The following is a 22,223-nucleotide window of genomic DNA, read 5'->3' on the forward strand; positions in this document are numbered from 1 at the left end:
TTGCCTGAAAGCGTATAATAGATGAGAACAGAAGAACCGGCAAATACACTATTATGGTGTGTTTGCCGGTTCTTTTGTGTGTATTCAGTATAAAATGTTTTACAGAAACCTTACAGGGAAAGTTATAAGCATGACCTGAATGTAATTGAGCCACGATTGACTTGGCAGCGTCGGCCATGGCTTCCAGGAAGGAATCATGATCTGCGGTCCACATGGCCTCCGGATGGCCTGCGCCGTGGATATGTGCTTTGCCGTGAGAAGAGGCGATTCCGATGGAGATATTCTTCAGGGCGCCGCCGAAGCCGCCCATGGGGTGCCCTTTAAAATGGGAAAGCACCAGGATGGAATCATAATTTTGAAGATTCTTTCCCACATAATTGACGGAAATCTGTTTCCCGCCCTCCACAGGCAGCTCCAGTTCCCCGTCCTCATCCATGATATCCACCCGGAAATGCTCCGTCCAGCCATGTGCCTTCATGGTTTCCCAATGCTCCTTTGTGGTATTCCGCTTTCCTTCATAGGCTGTATTGCATTCCACAACGGTGCCGTTTACGGCTTCTATTACCTTCTTCATAAAATCCGGACGGATAAAATTCTGGTTCCCCATCTCTCCGGAATGTACTTTGACTGCCGTTTCCCCGGAAAGCCTGCTTCCCAGAACCCGGTACATACGCTCCATTGCTTCGGGGGTAAGTTCTTTTGTAAAATAAACCTTTGCTTTTTCCATGCTGCATCCTTCTTTCTTTGTGTAAATTTTATCAGGCTGATAAAAAGCATACCCCATTGAGTCAACTCTAAGTCAAGATTTTTATGCTGAAACAGAAACAGTAATAAAAAGTATGCTAGAAAGATATTTACATGAAATCTCCGAAACTGCTTACCATAGTATTAGGATTTGATTCGCTCAGAAAGGCCCTGAAGCAGAATGATTAATGAAAATAAGCGAAGGAATAGCAGTAAAAATAAAAGAAACGGCAGTAAAAAAATTATGCACACCACAATCCCCGCCCTGAAAATAGCAGCGGGAAGCTGCATTTCCATGTATATCGCCCGGCAGCTGCAGCTGGATTTCGCAGCCTCGGCAGGGACGATTACCCTGCTGACCCTTTTGACTACCCGGTGGGAGACACTCAAGCTCTCCTGTTACCGGCTCCTGTCATTTGTTCTGTCCGTGTTTCTCTGCCGGCTTTTGTTCCGGCATATGCCCGGGGACTGGCTGGCCTATGGTATGTACGTGTTTCTTATTTCCGTTATTTTTACCCTGATGGACTGGGGGGCTGTGATTTCCGTCAATGCGGTCATTGGCACCCATTTTTTGGAAACGGGGGACTTCAGCCCGGCTTTTATCAGGAATGAACTTGCGCTGGTGATAATCGGTATTTTTTTCGCAATACTGCTGAACCTGTTCCAGAACAATGCCGGACGCAGAAAAAAGCTGCTGGCGCATGTGCGGCTGACGGAGGGTGAATTAAAGAAGATATTGGAGGAGCTGGCGGCGTACCTGTCGGGAAGCGGACGGCAGGACAGGGCATGGGAGGATTTGGAGCTTCTGGAAAGCAGGCTGGAGGGATTCCGGGAACAGGCGTATGAATACCGTTATAATATCCTCCGGCCCCATGCCGGCTATTATCTGCGCTATTTTGAGATGCGGACAAAACAGTGCCTTGTGCTCCGTAACCTGCACGGAGAGCTTATCAAGCTGAGTTCACTGCCGGGACAGGCTGCAGCGGTGGCCTCTTTTATGGAATACTGCGCCTCATATATCCATGAACCTAACGATCCCAAGGCACAGCTTGCCCGCCTCCATGGGGTGATGGAACAGATGAAGGCGGAGCCGCTTCCCGGGACGAGGGAGGAATTTGAAAACAGGGCGGCCCTATACCATGTTCTTATGGATTTGGAGGACTTTCTTCTGTATAAAAGAACGTTTGTGGAAACAATGGATGAACGGCTGCGCAGTATTTACTGGGAACAGCGCTCTGCAAGGTAACGGCCGCGGCCGTTCGGCTATCGAAGCCATTGCCAACGGCCGCGTCAGCTCAGCCATCAGAGCTGCTGCTAACGGACAGCCGCCTGAACTGCAGAGGGGTAATGCCCTTCATCCGCTTAAAGGTCCGGCAGTAATAGCTGGTATCATGGAAGCCGCAGGCATAGGCGATTTCCGTAATGGTCTGCCTGGTATCGGAAAGCAGCGGCAGGCTTTTTTCAATCCGGCAGGTAAGTATGTACCCGAAGGGGGAAATGGATAAATGACGGCGGAACAGTCGGCTGCAGGTGCTTTCGCTGACATGAAAGGAGGAGGCCAGCTCCTTCAGGGTTATCGGCTCCTGTAAATGCAGCTCAACGTAATGCAGCATATCCTTCAGCAGCTCTTCCTCACGTCCCGCATTCTGTGCCGGGGCGAATGCGGCGGGCAGATGGGACGCAAATGCGGTAAAAAGGCTGCCAATATGACTTTGAATCTTCAGCTCATAGCCGAAGTCCTTTTGCAGGGATGCTTCATACATAGAAAGCATGGTGCGGATACACTCCGCCTCCCAGGCCTCTTCCCTGTGAAAAATATAGCTGGAAAAGCTTTTGTTATTCATCAGGGGATACAGGTATTTTTCCATAATCAGGCTGTCCGGGGAGGATTGGATAAGCTCCGGGGCAAACACAAAATTATACATGACACAACGGCCGTCTGCGGCAGAAGAGGCGCTGTGCAGTATATCAGAATTAATGAAAATACCATCCCCCTCCCGCAGGATATGGGACTCCGAAGCAGTCATTAAGGAAACCTGCCCGGAAACCACCGCGGACAGTTCAAACTCCCGGTGCCAGTGCCAGGGAATGCTGCCTGCATAATATAACGACATATCATCCAGATAGGCCTGGAAGGGGAAGGCTTTGGAACCGTGCTTTGTCAGCTCCTGTAAATCGGAGCCGATTTCGATATGGGCCAGCTGCATGAAAACACCTCCATTTTATTACCGCTGCAGAAGATTACAGGATATATTTATGTGCCCGGGCATATGGAAAAACAGGAATTGCCCCGCTGCAAAGGGAAAATACATAAAATGACCGGATAATTCAATAAATATCATAAATAATGACAAAAAATCACTATTTTTATTCGGAATGTGACTTTATAATACTAAATTGTCAGGCCTGATGCAAGCAAAGAAAAATGCTGTTGAAAAAGCTTTGCCGGGGAAAATCGCCGCAGGCAATTTCCAGCCCGCAAAACCCTACGCAGACAAAACTGCACAGCAATTTGCCCTGTCCCTGACATGCAAAAACCCGGCTCCCATAAGCCCGGGAATCACAACAGAAAAGACTGTTTTTGAGGAGACGAAAATATTATGGAAACCAATGTTGCCACCCGCGGCGGCTCCGTGCTGAAAAGCTACCGCCACACCCTGTATGCAAGCTATCTGGGCTATATCACCCAGGCTATCGTCAACAACTTTGTACCGCTGCTTTTTACCACCTTTATCGCGTCCTACGGGATTTCCCTGGAAAAAATAACACTGCTGGTCACCATTAATTTCGGCATCCAGCTGGTGGTGGACTTCCTGTCCGCGCGCTTTGTGGACAAAATAGGCTATAAGGTATCCGTCGTAGCCGCCCATGTGCTGGCGGCTGCGGGCCTGGCGGGCTTAGGAATCCTGCCGGATCTGCTGCCGGACCCTTACGTGGGCATGCTGATATCCATTTTCTTTTACGCCATCGGCGGCGGCCTGATAGAGGTACTGATCAGCCCTATCGTGGAGGCCTGCCCCTTTGACCAGAAATCGGCGGCAATGAGCCTGCTGCATTCCTTCTACTGCTGGGGCCATGTGGCGGTAATCCTGATTTCCACGCTGTTTTTCGCGCTGGCCGGTATACATAACTGGAGAATCCTTAGCTTTATCTGGGCGTTGGTGCCGCTGCTGAATGCGGTATATTTCTGCCTTGTGCCGGTGCGTTCCCTGAATGAGGACGGACAGGGAATGTCCGTAAAGGAGCTGCTTTCCGGCAAGCTGTTCTGGATTTTTGCCATTACCATGGTGTGCGCAGGGGCATCGGAGCAGGCAATGAGCCAGTGGGCTTCCGCCTTTGCGGAAACAGGCCTGAAGGTATCCAAAACAATAGGGGATATGGCGGGCCCGTGCATGTTCGCCATCCTGATGGGAACCTCCCGCGCCTTTTATGCAAAATTCAGTGAGAAAATCAATCTCATCGCCTTCATGACGGCAAGCAGCCTGCTGTGCGTGGCCAGTTATCTTTTGTCTTCCCTGTCCCCCATTCCGCTGCTTTCCCTGGCAGGCTGCGGGCTCTGCGGCCTTTCGGTAGGCATCATGTGGCCGGGCACCTTCAGCCTGGCGGCGGAAAAATGTCCCAGAGGCGGCACCGCCATGTTCGCCTTTTTTGCCCTGGCAGGCGATCTGGGCTGTTCCTCCGGGCCGACTCTGGTGGGAATGGTTTCCGATGCCTTTGACGGCAGGCTCACGGCGGGCCTGTTTGCGGCCATCGTATTTCCCATTGTGCTGCTGCTGGGCCTGCAGCTGTGCAGAAGGGTCACTGAAAAAAGAAAAGAAGCCGTATAGAATTCATCGGCGCTGCCCACACTATGCATAACAGGAACATAGCAGAACTGCCCGAAGCTGGCGGATAAGAGGTGTGCGGCATGGATTCTATCTGGAGAAAAATAACTCATAACCCGGAAAGGCTGGCGCTTTCCGGTCATATTCAAACGGAAGCGGCGGTGATAGGCGGCGGGATGGCAGGCATCCTGACCGCCTTTTTCCTGCAGGAAGCAGGGGTGAAAACAATCGTGCTGGAGGCAGGGCATGTGGGCGAGGGGCAGACAGGAAGCACCACCGCCAAAATCACGGCACAGCACGGTCTGATTTATGACGGCCTGATCCACAGCCAGGGAAAGGAAAAGGCGGCGCTTTATGCCCGGGCAAACAGCAGGGCGGTAGAGGATTACCGCAGCCTGGTGCAAAGCCGGAACATACAGTGCCGGTGGCTGGACTGCCCGGCGTACCTGTATACCCGCTGTAAACGGGATGTTGTGGAAAATGAGGTGCGCGCCTGTGACGAACTGGGACTTCCGGTTACCTTTGTAACGGATACCCAGCTGCCGTTCCCGGTGGCGGGCGCGGCAAAAATGGAAGGGCAGGCCTGCTTTTCCCCGCTGGAATTTCTTTTTAACATCGCAGGCGAACTGACGGTTTATGAAAACACGGAGGTGAAGCGTGTGGAAGGGAAAGTGATTACCACGGCAGGCGGCGATGTGACGGCGGAACATATTGTTTTTGCCGGACATTTCCCTTTTATTAACCGGCCCGGCTATTATTTTGCCAGGATGCATCAGGACAGAAGCTACTGCCTTGCTCTGTCCGGCGCAGGTCATATGGAAGGCATGTATTACGGCATGGACGAGGGAGATTACTCCTTCCGCGGCCTTCGCCTGGAGGATAAGGATCTGGTGATCCTCGGCGGCTGCAATCACCGTACGGGGGCGAATGAGGGAGGCAGATACGAACGCCTGCGAAACAGCGCCCGCAGCTACTGGCCGGACTGCAAAGAGGAGGCGGCCTGGTCGGCCCAGGACTGCATGACACTGGACGCGGTCCCCTATATTGGCCGTTTCTCCCCGGCAGCGCCCGGCTGGTACGTGGCCACGGGCTTCGGCAAATGGGGCATGAGCCATTCCATGGTGGCGGCGCGGCTGCTGACCGATCTGATTACCGGAAAGGAAAATCCCGCAAAGGAGGTGTTCACGCCCTCCAGGTTCGGCTGGGATGCGGCGGAAAGCCTGGCGAAGCAGGCAGGCTGTACCATAAAGGGCTATGTGGGGAAACGTAATGCGACGGGCGGCGAGCATCTGGAGGATCTCAGGCCGGGCGAGGGCCATCTGGTGGAATACGGCAACGGAAAAATCGGCGCATACCGGGATGAATCGGGCACACTGCACCTGGTGTCAGCCCGCTGCCCCCACCTGGGCTGCGAGCTGACCTGGAACCCGGACGAAAAAAGCTGGGACTGCCCCTGCCACGGCTCCCGGTTTGATTATGAAGGTAAGGTGCTGGACGGCCCCGCCCAGGAGAATATCGGCTTGCGGTGGGAATAAAGTGCATAATGAAGGAAAACGCCTGTTCCGTTGATTCGGAAGGGCGTTTTTTATTTCATGGGCAACGGGCCAGGCAGACATGCCATGAGTATTTGATTTTTTTAACAGCCAGCCATGAAATCAGTGTACGGTTATGTAAATCTTTATGAAAGTAAAAACAGAATGAAGCCCTGCCATTGCTATGCGGCCGTTCCCATGGCAGACTGGTGGAAAAGGGAAAGGAGAACACAGATGGGAAAACCGTGGAAAAGTAAAAATAAACCGCTGTTCGTGAGTACGGACGGCAGCAGGCTGAAAATCCCGGAGCTGGCGGGAAGGGAGGAGGAGCTGGGAGATCTGAAGGGATGCCGGATCCCTTCCCTGATCAGCGTCCAGGCACCGGAGGGAGAGGTGATCATCGCCGCCGCGGATGTGGGAAACGAAGGGGCGGACTGGGGCTGGCTTGGCTTCGGTGTGAGAAGGAGCCTGGACAGCGGACGGAGCTTTGGAAAGCTTCAGCGGGTAATCACGCTGCAGGCCCATCATGCGCCGCAGGATTTTTATGACTGGCATTCGCCTTTTGTCATCGATCCCTGCATGGTGCAGGCGGAGGACGGGACCGTAATAGCGGTTATGGATATGTTCCCCGAAAGCATGGGCTTCTGGAAAAGGGAGTGGCTGGAGGAAAATGCCTTTATGGAAATCGATGGGAAAAGCCGTCTCATGCTCTTTGACGGCGATACCCGCGTGGGTGACCGGCCGGAGGCACAGAAGGGGAACTGCTATACCGTCAGGGAGCAGGGCTGGGTTTATGATCCCGAGGGCCGCAGAACCCGATATTACATGCCGCAGAAGCATTCTGCGTCCCACGGCTTCCAGACGCTGGGGGATTTATATTATGCGGTGGGAGAAGCGGATTATCTGGACAGGGAGCCTCCGCTGATCCCGGAAAAACCGGGAGAGGGAGAGGATATATACGTGGGTAATGTGTATTTAAGCTGGAATAAGCCCTCATTTCCCCAGGGGACGCCGGAATTTGTCAGGAAACGCATGGCCGGCCCGGGGGAGCAGGCCCCCTCCGGCTACAGAGTGCTGGAAACGGATCCCGCCCCCCTTGTGGCGGCCGCTGCCATGCATTTGTGGATGACAATCAGCCGGGACGGCGGAGAGCACTGGGAGCAGCCCGTGGATCTGACGCCAATGGTAAAGAGGGATGGGGAGGGTGTTTTCCTGGGGACAGGCCCTGGGGCGGGGATCAGGCTTTCCAGGCAAAAGGATCCCCGGAAAAACAATAGAATCCTGATTCCGGTGTACCAAAGCTGCAAAAGCGAAAACAGCGCTTCCGTAATATACAGCGATGACAACGGAATTACCTGGCGCCGCAGTGAGAAAAATATGTACAACTGCGATGAAGTGCAGGCGGCAGAGCTTTCCGATGGAACAATACTGAGCTTCGGCAGGCCCCGCCGTCCGGGGTATACCCCGGTTTCCTACAGCCGGGACGGCGGTGAACACTGGGTGGAAGGAAAGGCAACGCGGCTTTTCGTGCAGTCCTGCCAGAAATCCCTGATTGCCCTTCCCGTGGATGAGGGAACGGAAGAAAATTTTCCCTGGAGGTATCCGGAGGGAATGCAGAAGGGCAGACAGTATGTGCTCTGTTCCTACCCCTCGGGGGAAAACAACAGAGAGGATATCAGAAGAACGGACGGAACCATATCGCTGGGAGAAGTGGGAGAGGACTGTCAAATCACCTGGAAGGCCCATAAAAAAATAAGGCTGGAGGGAACCTGGAAAACAGCGGAGGATCCCATTTTCACCAATATTTTTTCCTATTCCTGCATGTGCGTCCAGGAAAACGGCAGCATCGGCCTGCTGTATGAAGCGCTGCCCAACAACTGCCTGTGCTATACACAGTTTAATCTGGACTGGCTGCTGGAAAAATGAGGACAAATCTGCCGGATTGTTTTATAATGGTTTTTAAAAACAGATCATTACATTGCAGGAGGCGTTAAAAGGAAATGGAGCAGTTGAAAACAGGTATTTTATTTCAGGACGGATGTGTTCTGCAGCGGCAGAAGGAGATAGCTGTGTGGGGCGAAGGGCCGGAAGGGGAAGAGGTGACGGTTGCGCTTGCCGGCAATAGGGCCGTCTGCCGTGTGGAGAACGGAAGCTGGCGCTGTACGCTGCCGCCGATGGAGGCCGCGGAAGGGCTGTGCATGGAAATCACCTGCCAGAAAGAGACGCTTTCCATCGGGGATGTTTCGGTGGGAGAGGTATGGATCGCAGGAGGACAGTCCAATATGGAATTTTTCCTGTGCTATGACGCACAGTGGGCGGACATGCAGTGCGCGGCGCATGAAAACAAAAACCCCCGCATTCATATGTTCAATGTGCCCCGTCTGGCATTTCCCGGACATGATAAGGATGTGTCGGAGTGCGGCTATTGGTTTGAGGAAGAGGATGACGCATGGCCGTATTTCAGCGCGCCCGGATATTCCTTTGCCAGGAGCCTGCAGCCTGTGCTGGGTGTGCCTGTGGGAATCATCGGCTGCAACTGGGGCGGCACCAGCGCTTCCACCTGGCTGGAGGAGAGCTGGCTTAAGGAAGCGCCTCTGGATGTGTATCTGAAGGAATATGAGGCATCCGTGGCGGGTAAGGATCCGGAGGAGCTGAAAGCGGCTTCGGTAAAGGCCTTTGCCCTGGAGGACTCCATGGAGCATCGGAGGGAGTGGGCCGGCGTGATGTACGGAATCGGCCTGGAAGAACAAAAAGAGTGGATGAAAAGGCCGGCAGGCCCGGAAAATCCCATGGGCCCTTACAACGTGGGACGCCCCGGCGGCCTGTATCATCAGATGCTGGAAAAAATCATCCCTTTCTCAGCGAGGGGTGTTCTCTGGTATCAGGGGGAATCGGACGAAGGCCATGCGGAAATTTATGACCGGCTGTTTACGGCTATGATCCGCTGTTGGAGAAAGAGCTTCGGACAGGAGCTGCCCTTCTTGTATGTACAGCTTGCACCCTATGGCTGGTGGCTGGGGGGCACCGGGGAGAAGTATCCCGAGCTTCGCCACAGACAGGAAATGGTGGGCGAGAGCGTGCCCGGGGCATATATGGCCTCCATTATGGATCTGGGAATGTATGAGGATATCCATCCCAAGCATAAAAAAGAAGTGGGGGAACGTCTGGCGCTGCTGGCACGGGGAAAGGTGTACGGCGAGCCGGTTTTGTGTGAACCTCCGGCTCTGAACGGGGCAGAGCGGACGCAGGAGGGCATTGCCCTGCATTTTGCCAATACAGGTATCGGCCTGTGGGAGATGGAAGGACAGCCGGAAAACGAGGCGGAGGCGGAACGGCCCTCTCCGCTGACCGGACCGGAACAGATGAAGGATGGATTTGTGGTGAGCCAGGAGGGCAGGCTGCTGGAAATCAGGGAGATTGATTTGCGCGAGGATACGGTGGTGCATCGGACAGAGCCGCTGTCCGATGCAAAATGCCAGGTTTCCTTCGCCTGGGTGCCTTATATCAGAGTCAGATTTTATAATTCCGCCGATTTGCCCATGAAGCCCTTCATGTGTGAGGTATAGAAGCGGGAAGAACGGGAATCCTGAACCATAGGCAGGCAGGCGTTTCTTTGGGTAACGCCTGCCGGGAAGCGGTTCTTTGGCAGCCGCTTGCCGGGAAGCAGTTTTTTGGAAATTGTCTTTCCGAAAACAGCTGCTTCTGAAAAAGAGACGGAGGTGCCTATGGCAGGGAAAGGTTTTTTTAAAGGATGGTATTTCAAGCAGGAAAAAGGCAGCCGCGCGGCTGCCCTGATTCCTGCTTTTCATTTTCCGGCGGATGCTCCCGGATATGCTTCCGTGCAGGTGATTACGGAGGAAGCGGCCTGGAACTTTAATTTCCCGCTGGATGCGGTAAAGGTTTTCGGGAAGAAGGATACGATACAGATAGGGAACAATTATTTTTCTCCCCGGGGCATCCGGGTGTCCTTAAATAAAGAGGAAGACGGCCGGACCATAAAAATAGAGGGCCGGATCCGATACGCTGGTTTGGCGGCCCTGAAAAGTGATATTATGGGCCCCTTCCGCTATGTACCCTTCCTGCAGTGCCGCCACGGCGTGGTGAGCATGTGCCACAAGACAAGAGGAAGCTTAAAGGTCAATGGCGATACCTATAATTTCCATGGAGGAAGAGGCTATATTGAAAAGGACTGGGGCTCTTCCTTCCCTTCCTATTATTTCTGGTGCCAGTCCGGCTGGTATGACAGGCAGGAATGCAGCCTCATGGTATCTGTGGCCGACATCCCCTTCCTGGGAGGCCATTTCCCGGGCTGCATCGCATTTGTTTATTACCGGGGGAAGGAATACCGGCTGGCAACCTACCGCGGCGTGAGGATTCTGAAATTCTGTGAAAATGAAGTGCTGCTCCGCCAGGGAAAAATGATGCTGTCCATCCGGGTAAAACCAACGGAAGGACAGCATCTGAAAGCGCCGGTCCAGGGTTCAATGAACCGATTTATCAAGGAAAACCTGGTATGCACCGTATGGTGCCGGTTCTGGCTGGACGGAAAGCTTATATTTGATCATTTGGGTATGGGCAGCGCGGAATTTGATACCGGAACGAACCGGCTGCGTTAGGGCAATTTTTAAATACGCCTTATGAAACGGGTATTGCGGCACCGGCTATTTCCGCCGGGACGCCAAAGGCGTCATACATGTTATAGGTAATGACATAGTCCAGGCGGTTGGTAATATTTTGTATGCCGTCGTTTTTGCCGGGAATCACACCATGGATACTGATAAGAAGCATGGATGCGGCGTCAAAGGTATAGATTTGTGCAACATCATCTGAAGAAAGGGTATATTGGTACACCGTTCCATCAGTATAAACCGGAATTCCGGTCAGCCCGGGACTGGATATAAGCAAAGTGAAAGAATCCTGCATACTGAAACCGGTGACTCCCTGCTTGGCGCGACGGGATTTTAACATCCACTGCAGATTGTTTTTGCTTGTATATTCTTTCATGATATTTCCCTCAAAGGCGGTGTACCTTTCCAGGCTTGCCGCTTCCGTATTTCCACCGGTGGTAGTGCTTTCTACAGCCTGATAGTATATACAGAAAGGATTGGCGGTCAGCTGGGTTGTTATACTATGGAAAAAATTCACCTGTGGGGTGAGGAAAAATGTCATTTCAATGGATTCCACACTTTCCACGTGATAGGAAGAATCGCCGGCCAGGGCTGTTTTTGACTGATCAACCAGCTGGGCAGCCGTAAATGGCGCCTGCACCATCGGCGCAGCCGTCACAGTCAATGAACTCATGGTAAATAAGACAATACCCAACATAATCCCCTTCATTTTTTTGAACTTCATAAAATCCCCCTTTTAATGTCTGTATAAGGGGGTTAAATCCCTCGCCTTAAGGCGAAGCCTTTAGGTTAACCCCATAGCTTCAAGTTTAGTAAAAAGAAAAAAGAGAATACTAAATTTGAGGTGAAGATCTGATAAGACAAATATGCCAAACAAATGAAGTAGAAATATTGGCAGGGCATGTTGGAAAGGATTATATACATCTGTTAGTGTCAGCGCCACCCCATTTGTCAGCAAGTAAACTAATCCAGTATCTAAAGGGAACATCATCAAGGAAGTTACTGATGGAGTATAAGGAGCTGAATAAACAATTCTGGGGACAGCATCTGTGGGCAAGAGGATACTTTGTAGCAAGTAGTGGGAACGTAACAGATGAGGTGATAGCCGAATATATAAAAAATCAGGATTTGGAAGAGAGAAGGAAAAACGATAACTTTGAGATAGGTCAACTTTAGGCGGCTTTAGCCGCTAGTCCGAACCTGCCGGCTTTAGCCGGCAGTGGTTCAGTTTTTTTCTGATACCTTATGCAGTACCAGAAATCTATAAAATAATTATATATAATTGTGTGGACAAATACAATCTGTTTCGGTTAAAAGAGAACTTACCCGGGCTCTGACACTTGGATTTCTTGTCAGTTTTCGTTTATAATGAAGTATCATTTAATCACAGAAAAAATCAGGAGGAACCCCACAATGAACATACTTGTAAGCGCCTGTCTTCTTGGTGTGGACTGCCGGTATGACGGAACCGGCTGCCTGCTTCCTATATTGGAAGAATTAAAGGAAAGGCATCATCTGATACCGATCTGCCCGGAAGCCTTCGGAGGGCTTCCCACACCCCGTCCGCCGGCGGAAATTCTTGATGGGAAGGTAATCAATGCTGAGGGCGCGGACGTAACGCAGCAATATGAGAAGGGCGCGCGGGAAATTTTGAAGCTGGCCCGTTTATTTAACTGCGAAGCGGCAATTCTCAAAGAGCGCAGCCCGGCCTGTGGCTTCGGAAAAGTACATAACGGCCTTTTTGACGGAGGGCTGGTGGAGGGAAACGGCGTGCTTGCCGGGCTCCTCAGCCAGGAAGGGCTTACAATTATCGGGGAAACGCAGACGGACAGGCTTGCACGCCTGTAGCTGCTGCGGGACTTTCCAGGGCCATTAACATAGCACCTTAATGGTTACGCTTTTTTTGCGCTAAAAAATATAAAAAAATCATTTGACTTTGACGCTGCGTCATAGATTACACTGAACTCATTCAGAACGGAACCGGTCCCCAATGAATGAAGAAAAGGATGGATAAAGGAATGCAGATGAAAATCAACGAGGCAGCGAAAATGACGGGAGTGACTATAAGGACGCTTCATTATTATGACCAGATCGGCCTTCTGCGACCGGAAACGGTAACGGATGCGGGCTACCGCCTGTACGGGGAAAAGGATATGGAACGGCTTTCCCAGATCCTGTTTTTCCGTGAACTGGATTTTCCGTTGTCACAGATTAAGGAAATGCTGGATTCCCCTTCCTTTGACAGAAATGAGGCATTAAGGGCGCAGCATGAACTCCTGAAAAAAAAGAAGGAGCGGCTGGAACGTCTGATTGCCCTGACGGAACGAAGAATGGAAGGAGAAAAAGAGATGAGTTTTCAGGAATTTGACAGTAGCGAAATTGAACGCTGCAAGGAAAAATATGCAGAGGAAGCCAAAGAACGCTGGGGCCATACCCAGGCCTGGCAGGAGAGTAAAAAACGCACGAACGGATACAGCAACGGGGAATGGGAGGCAGTGATGAAGGAAAGCGATTCCATCATGCAGGCTTTTGCGCAGAGCAGGGAGCTTGCGCCGGAGTCTGAGGAGGTGCAGGCGCTGGTGGCAAAATGGCAGGATTTTATCAGCGCCAGATATTATACCTGTACGGATGAGATTCTGGAGGGCCTTGGACAGATGTACACAGCCGACGAACGTTTTACGGAGAACATCGACCGTTTCGGAGAAGGAACGGCAGAGCAGATGTCGAAAGCGATTGCCTTTTATGTGAGTCGCAGAAAAAACAACGGATAAAAAGCCTGAAGTACAGAACGAAGCATAGATAAAGCCGCAGGATATCACCTGGCAGCTGCCCATCATCAGCATGACAATTCAGCCCGCAAATGCTTATTACTAAAGCCTGTGCGGGCTGAATTGAATAGTTAATTTCAAGAAGTTAATTTATTGCTGTTGGCAGTTCCTTATCCTGCGGCTTTGTGCTATGCTGAAGGTCAGGAGGATGAAATGCCATGAAAATTGATATGAATAAGCTGGTTGCCCTGGTGAAAGGGACAAAAGGGCTGCTTACGGATAAGCAGGCGGTTTCACAGGTAACCGTAAAGGGCGTATCGGATTATGTGACCCAGGTGGATTTCCGGGTTCAGGAATACCTGAGGGAGCAGCTTCATAAGGAATGGCCCCGGATACAGTTTATGGGTGAAGAAAAGGATAACAGTGAGATAGATTTTAACGCGGATATATGGATTCTGGATCCGGTGGACGGGACGACGAACCTGATTCATGATTTCAGAAACAGCGCCGTATCTCTGGGACTATGCAGCCGGGGAGAAATGGTATGCGGCGTGATTTACCAGCCCTTTTCCGATGAGGTTTTTACGGCAGTGAAGGGGGAAGGCGCTTTCCTGAACGGAGAGCCCATCCATGTCAGCCGTGCGGAAACAATGGCTGACAGCTTGATATCCATCGGAACCACGCCCTATGAGCATGAATATGCGAATCGGAATTTTGAAATATTTAAAAAGGTGTTCCTGGACTGTCAGGATATCCGGCGGATAGGCTCCGCAGCCATCGAGCTTGCCTATGTTGCCTGCGGCCGGCTGGACGCTTTTTTTGAAATGAACCTGAAGCCCTGGGATTATGCGGCGGGGCTTCTGCTCATTGAAGAAGCGGGCGGCACGGTGACCGGTTTTCAGGGAGAAAAGCCTGTCCCCTGGAAAAAAGGAAGTATTGTGGGGAGTAACGGCCCTATCGGGCAGCTTCTTGTAGATCAATATATTAATTAACCGCTGGTGTGTAGCAAGCCAGTGTATTTAAGCCTTTGTGTTTAACAGGACGGCCTGGGAACAAGGACAGAAGGGAGGGCACAGTATGCTGCTGATAAAATTCTTAAGCCGGTATAGCAGGCTGGGGATCCCGCTTTTTGCTTTCGGTAAAATTGACGGTTCACACAAGGAGAAAATACTGATATAATAGGTGCAAATTCAGACAGGGCGCCATATGACTGCGAATGCATGCAGTTGTAACAGGATAAGGCACCGGACATCAACAGACAGTCAGAATAAGGAGGAAAATCCTCTGCTCGCCAGAGAGCTCGCATTTTGCTCCGCAAAACAAGGAGGATGGGAATATCGGGGGTCGATATTTTCCAGTGGATTTGCAATGAGAAAAAAGACAAAATTTACGTTTCTGGCAGCGGCGCTCAGTGTCAGCTGCCTGTTCGCATCAAACTTAGCAAACTTAACGGCATCTGCCCAGGTGCCGCAGGCATCGGCAGAGCAGCAGGCCGCGGCGGGGCAGCAGGAGGCAGCAGCTTCACAGGCCGAGGCTTATCGTCGGGCGCAGGAAGAATATGCGGCTCAGCTTGCCGCTTACCAGCAGGCTCTTTCGGAGCAGCAGGCCAGGGAGGCCGTAGAGGCTGCACAGGCGGAAGCGGCGGCTCAGGAAGCAGCACGGAAGCTCCAGGAAGAAACGGCGGCCCAGTGGCAGAAGCTGCAGGAGGAAGCCGCGGCACAGATACAGAAAGCACAGGCAGAAGCGGCAGCACAGGCTGCAAAGGCACAGGAGGAAGCCGCCGCACAGGCAGCAAAGCTACAGGAAGAAGCCGCCGAGCAGGCTGCAAAGACACAGGAGGAAGCGCAGGCAGCTGCCAGACAGCTGCAGGAGCAGGCGGATACTATGCTGGCCCAGCAGGTCCAGGCTGGTACGGTATCCAATGGAAGGCTGATTGCCGCAGGCTTGTTATCCTCACCTGCGCAGACACCGCTGAAGGGGCTGAGCGTATCCGTCCTGGGAGACAGCATTTCCACCTATCAGGGATATATTCCCGATGGCTATGCATGCTTTTACCCTGAGGCGAATAATGATGTGAAGGATGTGACACAGACCTGGTGGATGCAGGTGCTTTACAATACAGGGATGCGCCTTGCTGCAAACGGTTCCTATTCCGCAAGCACGGTTTGCGGGGATTCCAAGGATGAGCATTCCAGCGCCGGCTGCAGCGACCGCAGAATCAATGACCTGAAAGGACCTTATGGAACCTCGCCGGATATCATTCTTGTTTATATGGGAGCAAACGATTTCTTCCGGGCGATGGAACTGGGTAAATTTGACGGAGTTCCCACAGGACGCGGTGAAAAATATTACGTTAATTTTTCGGAGGCCTATGAGCTTATGCTTCAGAAGCTCCTTCGCACCTACCCGGCCTCCCGGATTTATTGTATGACGCTCACAGAGGCCAATTCAGGGGATCATCCCAGGGTAAATGAAAAAGGAAATACCATTGCCGACTTTAACAGCCGGATTAAGGCAATTGCCGCGGCTTATGGTATTCCTGTGATAGATGTGCACAATTGCGGTATGGAGGTTTATGAGCTGAACCATTATACCAGCGACGGAACCCACCCAAATAAAGAAGGTTCGACAAAAATGGCGAATTATGTAACATCGGTGCTTTTGCAGAATGCCTGGTATCCTTCTTAAGCATTGCTTTTTGAGGCACCGGCGGATACCTGTAAAACAACCGGGGCGGTACCCGTAAACAACCAGGAGGATTGAATGCTGTCAGTGCTTTGCCTGATTTTGGTTTTAATCTACCTATACAGAAATCACCTTTACAATAAGCTGGACAGAAACAAACTGTCGCACAGCTCTTATTATGATGTCACCTATGGCGGAGAACGTAAATGCAGCGGGGAGGTCCTTCGCATACTAAGGGATGTGGGCGGTTACAAGAAAATTCTTGTGAACTGGCGTTACATGGAGAACGCAGAGGCTTTTGCCGCGGATATCATCATGATACACGAGACAGGCATATACGTTGTGGAAGCCAAGGATTACCAGGGCTGGATCTCCGGTAATCCGGAGGAAGAGTACTGGGTACAGACCCTCTGCGCCAGTCAGCTGACCTCTTATAAAAACTATTTCTACAACCCTCTTCTGAAAAATGAGGCCTGCATCGTGCGCCTTCAGAAGGAGCTTCCCGACATGAAGTGGCTGCCTTATTTTTCCCTGGCAGTCTTCGGAAATTCATGTGAACTTGAAAACGCGGGACTTTCCGATAATACGTCCAAAATTATTCTTGCCCGTCAGTTATCCTACACCATCTACGGTATGGTGCGCAGCGCCAGAAAATTCCTGGCCCCTCAGGTCATTGATGAGATATATGACCGGCTGAGTGTCTCCGGCAAGGTGAAGTCCACCGGCGGAAGATACAGCTCCATACAGGCTGTTCCAACATGGGGACGATGGTGAAAAAGTTAATAGATTTATTATTCTTTAAAATTAAGAAAAGCTCAGTATTTACATTAATCCCTGTAAATACTGAGCTTTTTAATAATGCGGTTAACAGGACTTGAACCTGCACGGTCTCCCACCAGAACCTAAATCTGGCGCGTCTGCCAATTCCGCCATAACCGCAGCATGCAGCAAAAGATATGCTGTCACGTCCATTATTATACCGTGAGGGTTTTCCTGTTGTCAAGATAGTTTGCAGAACAGTTAACAGAATTTCGACGGCATTTTTAACTATTCCTGTTTCTTCCTATATTTAGAAGGTGATTCCCCAAAATGTTTCTTAAACAGCTTGCTGAAGTGGTAGGCGTCGTCATATCCCACGCACAGGGCAATGTCCTGTATGCTGGCATCCTTCTGCTTGTCAAGCAGAAACCGGGCCTTTTCCATCCTGATTTTGATCAGGTGGTTGATAGGGGTGTCACCGGTTTCGCTTTTGAAAATTTTGGATATGTAAAAAGGGCTCAGGTACATATTCCTGGCGATCTGATCCAGGGATATTTTTTCATTGTAGTGGCAGTTTAGGTAGTCTATGATCTGCTCTACCACGTATTTTTTGTTGGTGGATTCAAATTCATAGCCTTCTTCTATGGTGACCGGCGCAACTACCTGTTCGCGGTAGAGCAGGAGGATCATCTGGGTGACGTAGGCCTTAAGCATGAAATAGCGTCCCGGCTGGCAGCTGGTGCTTTCCGTCTTGATGAGGGAGCAGAGGCGCGACAGTGTGACGAAGGTCTTCTCGCCGGGGCGGATGAGGCATTCGTGGCCGGGGAAGAGGATCTGGTTGCGTTCCATGTCCCGGATGTGTATGTCCGTAAAGGCTACGTAGAATTCCTCCAAAGGGGCTTCTGCTGAGGAGTAGGTGCATTGGTGCTGGATGCCCGGATTAATGAGGAGCACATCGCCTTTTTTAACCGGATACCATTTTCCGCCCAACACAAAATGGCCCTCACCGGACAGGATCAGGGCTATTTCTATGAAGTCGTGGCTGTGAAGGCGTTCCGGTTCTTTCCTGGATATCTGGCAGGTGAAGAGGAACGTGGGGTTCAGGTCCTCGTAGGTTATGTCGTATTGTATTTGGCACATGGGTGGTGTATCAACTCCCTGGGGGTGGATTGGTGTGGTGGTGCGCAGGACGAAAGGAATGGAGGGGCAGCGTAGCTTGGGGCAAGGGCTTTAGGGCAGGGACAGAGCCTGGCACCGGGAAGCCGCAGCTTGGGCCGGGAAGCCCGGGGGCTTCCCGGCTTGGGGCAGTCGCCCCAACCCTGAACAGGGAAAAACTGAATGGAGAGCAGCTGAAGCTGTTCTCCATTCAGCTTTTCCCTGTTCAGGGAGCTGCTCGTTGGTAACAACATTATAATCCATTCCCCTGAAAAAAAATATAGTTTGGTTGTGAAAAGTTGAATTTTTTATTAATTCGGTTTGGTTGATGTTGCATATCGGGAAAAAGTTTAGTACACTGTAGGTTGAAATATTACTGGCTTGTTTTTGACTGTCTTTTGCCGAAGTGAGGGGGGGGGGGGGTGGGCCCGGCGGGGGCGGTTGAACGGGCTCATAGGATGAAGGAGGATAACCAATGGCACAGGTTGGTATTGTAATGGGAAGCGATTCCGATATGCCTGTAATGGCAAAGGCAGCTGATATTCTGGAGGAACTGGGGATTTCTTATGAAATGAAGATCATTTCCGCCCACAGGGAGCCGGATGTTTTTTTTGAATATGCGAAGTCTGCGGAAGACAGGGGATTTAAGGTGATTATAGCAGGAGCGGGTATGGCTGCACATCTTCCTGGTATGTGTGCCGCAATTTTCCCGATGCCGGTAATTGGTATTCCCATGCATACAACTTCTCTGGGCGGCAGGGATTCCCTTTATTCTATCGTACAGATGCCCAGCGGCATTCCGGTTGCTACGGTCGCTATCAACGGCGGCGCCAACGCAGGGCTTCTGGCGGCTAAGATTCTTGCTACTTCAGATGCGGCTCTGCTTCAGAAACTGAAGGATTACTCCCAGGGTCTGAAGGAAAGCGTTCAGAAAAAGGATGCGCATCTCCAGGAAACAGGCTACAGGAATTATAATAAGTAATATTAAGAAGCTGTTTTGCAGGCCCGCGGGTCTGAGTTAAGCGTAAGAAGCGGTGAACCTGAAAGCAAAAACTGCCGCCGGCAACGATTCGGCCCGGATTTTTGCATATGGCTGTCAGCAGACGGGACAGTCACAGAAATTAAAGATAAAACAGGGAATACGGCAGCTGCGCCCGGGCGCACTGGATCCGTACCCGATGGAGGATACGATGGATTATAAGAACGCTGGTGTAGATATTGAAGCAGGATATAAATCGGTTGAACTGATGAAAAAATATGTGAAGGAAACCATGCGTCCGGAGGTTCTGGGCGGCCTGGGCGGTTTTTCCGGGGCTTTCTCCCTTGACAGCTTTAGGGGAATGGAAAAGCCCACACTGGTTTCCGGAACGGACGGCGTGGGAACGAAGCTGAAGCTTGCGTTTCTTCTTGATAAGCATGACACGGTTGGTATTGACTGCGTGGCTATGTGTGTGAACGACATTGCATGCGCGGGCGGCGAACCGTTGTTTTTCCTGGACTACATTGCATGCGGAAAGAACTATCCTGAGAAAATCGCCACTATCGTTAAAGGTGTGGCGGATGGCTGTAAGCAGGCGGGTGCTGCCCTGATTGGCGGCGAGACTGCGGAAATGCCCGGCTTTTATCCTGAGGACGAATACGACCTTGCAGGATTTGCTGTGGGCATCGTTGATGAGAAGAAGCTGATTACCGGCGAACAGCTGAAGGCGGGAGACGTGCTGATTGGCATGGCCAGCTCCGGCGTTCACAGCAATGGTTTTTCGCTGGTGAGAAAGGTTTTTGAAATGACTAAGGAATCCCTGGAGACCTACTATGAGGAACTGGGGACAACATTGGGTGAAGCGCTGATTGCGCCCACCAAGATCTATGTGAAGGCTCTGAAGGCTGTGAAGGATGCCGGGGTTGAGATCAAAGCGTGCAGCCATATTACAGGCGGCGGCTTCTATGAGAATATTCCCCGTATGCTTCCCGACGGCGTCCGTGCCGTTGTAAGGAAGGACAGCTATGAGGTGCCTGCTATTTTCAGGCTGCTTGCTGATAAGGGAAATATTGAAGAGCAGATGATGTACAATACATATAATATGGGTATCGGCATGGTGCTTGCAGTGGACCCGTCAGAGGTCGAAGCAGCTATGGCGGCTGTCCGTGAGGCAGGAGAGACCCCTTATGTGATCGGTGAAGTGGAAGCCGGGGAAAAGGGAGTCGTATTATGCTGAGAATTCTGGTGTGCGTATCCGGCGGAGGTACCAATCTGCAGGCTGTTATTGATGCCATTGGCAGCGGCAGCCTGACCAATACGGAAATCATAGGTGCCATCAGCAACAATAAGAATGCATATGCGCTGACCCGGGCGGAGCAGAACGGAATTGATGCCGTCTGCGTCTCTCCGAAGGATTTTTCGGATCGTGAGGCCTTTAACCGGGCATTTCTGGAAAAGGTCAATGAATACCATCCGGATTTAATCGTTCTTGCAGGCTTTCTGGTTGCCATACCGGCGGCCATGATAGAAAGCTACCGTAACCGTATAATCAATATCCATCCCTCCCTGATCCCGTCGTTCTGCGGCGTGGGCTTCTATGGGCTGAAGGTGCATGAAGCTGCATTGGCGAGGGGAGTGAAGGTGACCGGGGCGACCGTTCACTTTGTGGATGAAGGAACGGATACCGGCCCGATAATCCTGCAGAAGAGCGTTCAGGTGCACCAGGACGATACACCGAAGACGCTTCAGCAGCGTGTGATGGAGGAAGCCGAATGGCAGCTTCTGCCTCAGGCGATTGATATGATTGCCAACGGCAGAATTAGTGTGGAAGACGGAAAGGTGAGATACAAATGAAAATTCTGATTGTAGGCGGCGGCGGACGGGAGCATGCGATTGCGGCAGCCGTGGCCAGAAGCCCGAAAGCAGATAAAATATACTGTGCGCCCGGAAATGCAGGTATTGCCGAAGTGGCTGAATGCGTCCCCCTGGGCGTGGATGAATTTGATAAAATCGCTTCCTTCGCAAAGAAAAAGGAAGTGGATCTGGTGATTGTAGGGCCGGATGATCCTCTGGCTGCGGGCATTGTGGATGTCCTTGAGGCAGCGGGGCTCCGTGTGTTCGGCCCCAGGAAAAATGCGGCGATTCTGGAAGGAAGCAAGGCTTTTTCCAAAGATTTAATGAAAAAATACAATATCCCCACAGCAGCCTATGAAACCTTTGATGATGCGCAGAAGGCAGTGGAATACCTGGAAACGGCCAGCTTCCCTATCGTGCTGAAGGCAGACGGGCTGGCATTGGGCAAAGGGGTGCTTATCTGCAATACAAAGGAAGAAGCGCTGGAAGGCGTGAAAAGCATTATGACGGATAAGCAGTTCGGTTCCGCCGGCAACCGTATGGTGGTGGAGGAATACATGACCGGACGCGAGGTTTCCGTACTTTCCTTTGTTGACGGAAAGCATATCAAAATTATGACCTCCGCACAGGATCATAAACGCGCCTGCGACGGGGACAAGGGCCTGAATACGGGCGGCATGGGAACTTTTTCTCCTTCTCCGTTCTATACGAAAGAAGTTGATGATTTCTGTAAACAATATATCTATCAGCCCACTGTGGATGCCATGGCGGAGGAAGGAAGGGAATTTAAGGGAATTATTTTCTTCGGCCTGATGCTTACGGAAAAAGGCCCCAGGGTGCTGGAATACAATGCAAGATTCGGGGATCCTGAAGCGCAGGTTGTGCTTCCGCGTATGAAGAACGATATCATAGATGTAGTGGAAGCGTGCATTGACGGCACCCTGGATCAGATTGAGCTGCAGTTTGAAGACAATGCGGCGGTCTGCGTGGTGCTGGCATCACAGGGCTATCCGGTAAAATACGAAAAGGGCCTTAAGATAAGCGGCCTGGAGAAATTCAAAGACGCCGACGGTTATTTCTGCTATCATGCCGGAACCAGATTCGACAATGAAGGGAACATCGTGACTAACGGCGGCAGGGTTCTCGGCATCACCGCAACGGGCAAGGACCTGAAGGCGGCGAGAGCCAACGCCTATGAGGCCGCCGGCTGGGTTGACTTTGCCAATAAGTATATGCGTACGGATATCGGCAAAGCTATTGACGAGGCGTAAACCACAAATGGTAAAGGGGTCAGG

Annotated in this window: 18 protein-coding genes, 1 tRNA gene and 2 pseudogenes; 16 read left to right on the forward strand and 5 right to left on the reverse strand. The window is 51.6% G+C overall.

The annotated features are described in order from the left end of the window. Positions 1 to 199 precede the first annotated feature (199 nt). Positions 200 to 784: pseudogene (locus FYJ45_RS32515) on the reverse strand (DUF362 domain-containing protein); the annotation flags it as partial. A gap of 204 nt (positions 785 to 988) precedes the next feature. On the opposite strand from FYJ45_RS32515, the gene FYJ45_RS02130 reads away from it, so the two are divergent. Continuing rightward, entirely contained in the window at positions 989 to 1,990 is a 1,002-nt protein-coding gene (locus FYJ45_RS02130) for an aromatic acid exporter family protein (RefSeq protein ID WP_235930508.1), read from the forward strand. 49 nt (positions 1,991 to 2,039) lie between these two features. On the opposite strand, the gene FYJ45_RS02135 is transcribed toward FYJ45_RS02130, so the two are convergent. Beyond that, positions 2,040 to 2,951, reverse strand: coding sequence for an AraC family transcriptional regulator (locus FYJ45_RS02135; RefSeq protein WP_154463232.1), 912 nt, complete (start codon positions 2,949 to 2,951; stop codon positions 2,040 to 2,042). Positions 2,952 to 3,344: 393 nt separating this feature from the next. Between FYJ45_RS02135 and FYJ45_RS02140 the strand changes: the two genes are divergently transcribed. From FYJ45_RS02140 to FYJ45_RS02160, 5 genes are all read left to right on the forward strand, one after another. Further along, entirely contained in the window at positions 3,345 to 4,571 is a 1,227-nt protein-coding gene (locus FYJ45_RS02140) for an MFS transporter (RefSeq protein WP_154463234.1), read from the forward strand. An 80-nt stretch (positions 4,572 to 4,651) separates the two neighbouring features. After that, positions 4,652 to 6,103, forward strand: a complete 1,452-nt coding sequence (locus FYJ45_RS02145) for an FAD-dependent oxidoreductase (protein ID WP_154463235.1) — start codon at positions 4,652 to 4,654, stop codon at positions 6,101 to 6,103. Between the two features lie 114 nt (positions 6,104 to 6,217). Next, a complete protein-coding gene (locus FYJ45_RS02150; RefSeq protein WP_154463237.1) occupies positions 6,218 to 8,026 on the forward strand; it encodes an exo-alpha-sialidase in 1,809 nt (602 codons plus the stop codon). Positions 8,027 to 8,100: 74 nt separating this feature from the next. Continuing rightward, the gene (locus FYJ45_RS02155) at positions 8,101 to 9,666 is read left to right on the forward strand and encodes a sialate O-acetylesterase (protein WP_154463238.1); all 1,566 of its coding nucleotides are present in this window, start codon (positions 8,101 to 8,103) and stop codon (positions 9,664 to 9,666) included. A gap of 159 nt (positions 9,667 to 9,825) precedes the next feature. After that, a complete protein-coding gene (locus FYJ45_RS02160; protein ID WP_154463240.1) occupies positions 9,826 to 10,716 on the forward strand; it encodes a tocopherol cyclase family protein in 891 nt (296 codons plus the stop codon). A 19-nt stretch (positions 10,717 to 10,735) separates the two neighbouring features. On the opposite strand, the gene FYJ45_RS02165 is transcribed toward FYJ45_RS02160, so the two are convergent. Beyond that, positions 10,736 to 11,452 carry a hypothetical protein gene (locus FYJ45_RS02165; protein ID WP_154463241.1) on the reverse strand — a complete coding sequence of 239 codons (717 nt, stop codon included), beginning with the start codon at positions 11,450 to 11,452 and terminating at the stop codon, positions 10,736 to 10,738. 125 nt (positions 11,453 to 11,577) lie between these two features. Here FYJ45_RS02165 and tnpA point away from each other — a divergent pair. The 6 genes and pseudogenes from tnpA to FYJ45_RS02195 form a co-directional block, all read left to right on the forward strand. Continuing rightward, positions 11,578 to 11,904, forward strand: a pseudogene (gene tnpA, locus FYJ45_RS02170) (IS200/IS605 family transposase); the annotation flags it as partial. Positions 11,905 to 12,141: 237 nt separating this feature from the next. Further along, a complete protein-coding gene (locus FYJ45_RS02175) occupies positions 12,142 to 12,576 on the forward strand; it encodes a DUF523 domain-containing protein (protein WP_154463243.1) in 435 nt (144 codons plus the stop codon). Positions 12,577 to 12,734: 158 nt separating this feature from the next. Continuing rightward, entirely contained in the window at positions 12,735 to 13,499 is a 765-nt protein-coding gene (locus FYJ45_RS02180) for a MerR family transcriptional regulator (protein WP_235930512.1), read from the forward strand. 215 nt (positions 13,500 to 13,714) lie between these two features. Next, complete coding sequence (locus tag FYJ45_RS02185; protein WP_154463245.1) at positions 13,715 to 14,488, forward strand: inositol monophosphatase family protein; 774 nt, start codon at positions 13,715 to 13,717, stop codon at positions 14,486 to 14,488. Positions 14,489 to 14,864: 376 nt separating this feature from the next. Next, positions 14,865 to 16,184 carry an SGNH/GDSL hydrolase family protein gene (locus FYJ45_RS02190; protein ID WP_195841613.1) on the forward strand — a complete coding sequence of 440 codons (1,320 nt, stop codon included), beginning with the start codon at positions 14,865 to 14,867 and terminating at the stop codon, positions 16,182 to 16,184. Between the two features lie 75 nt (positions 16,185 to 16,259). Next, positions 16,260 to 16,955 carry a nuclease-related domain-containing protein gene (locus FYJ45_RS02195; protein ID WP_154463248.1) on the forward strand — a complete coding sequence of 232 codons (696 nt, stop codon included), beginning with the start codon at positions 16,260 to 16,262 and terminating at the stop codon, positions 16,953 to 16,955. 85 nt (positions 16,956 to 17,040) lie between these two features. Here FYJ45_RS02195 and FYJ45_RS02200 read toward each other — a convergent pair. Next, positions 17,041 to 17,120, reverse strand: a tRNA-Leu gene (locus FYJ45_RS02200). Positions 17,121 to 17,228: 108 nt separating this feature from the next. Continuing rightward, positions 17,229 to 18,080 (reverse strand): AraC family transcriptional regulator, encoded by an 852-nt coding sequence (locus FYJ45_RS02205; protein WP_154463250.1) that lies wholly within the window; start codon positions 18,078 to 18,080, stop codon positions 17,229 to 17,231. A 490-nt stretch (positions 18,081 to 18,570) separates the two neighbouring features. Here FYJ45_RS02205 and purE point away from each other — a divergent pair, with 490 nt between their 5' ends. The 4 genes from purE to purD all read left to right on the forward strand — a co-directional run bounded on the left by purE (position 18,571) and on the right by purD (position 22,199). Next, the gene (gene purE, locus FYJ45_RS02210) at positions 18,571 to 19,077 is read left to right on the forward strand and encodes a 5-(carboxyamino)imidazole ribonucleotide mutase (RefSeq protein ID WP_021636988.1); all 507 of its coding nucleotides are present in this window, start codon (positions 18,571 to 18,573) and stop codon (positions 19,075 to 19,077) included. A gap of 208 nt (positions 19,078 to 19,285) precedes the next feature. Then, positions 19,286 to 20,311: a phosphoribosylformylglycinamidine cyclo-ligase gene (gene purM, locus FYJ45_RS02215; protein WP_154463293.1), complete on the forward strand. Its 1,026-nt coding sequence runs from the start codon at positions 19,286 to 19,288 to the stop codon at positions 20,309 to 20,311. After that, positions 20,305 to 20,928, forward strand: coding sequence for a phosphoribosylglycinamide formyltransferase (gene purN / locus FYJ45_RS02220; RefSeq protein ID WP_154463251.1), 624 nt, complete (start codon positions 20,305 to 20,307; stop codon positions 20,926 to 20,928). Before purM ends, purN begins: the two co-directional genes overlap by 7 nt. Continuing rightward, complete coding sequence (gene purD / locus FYJ45_RS02225) at positions 20,925 to 22,199, forward strand: phosphoribosylamine--glycine ligase (protein WP_154463253.1); 1,275 nt, start codon at positions 20,925 to 20,927, stop codon at positions 22,197 to 22,199. The genes purN and purD overlap by 4 nt, the downstream gene beginning before the upstream one ends. Positions 22,200 to 22,223: the final 24 nt, after the last annotated feature.

Origin of the sequence: Eisenbergiella porci, from assembly GCF_009696275.1 — a bacterium.
GTDB lineage: Bacteria > Bacillota > Clostridia > Lachnospirales > Lachnospiraceae > Eisenbergiella > Eisenbergiella porci.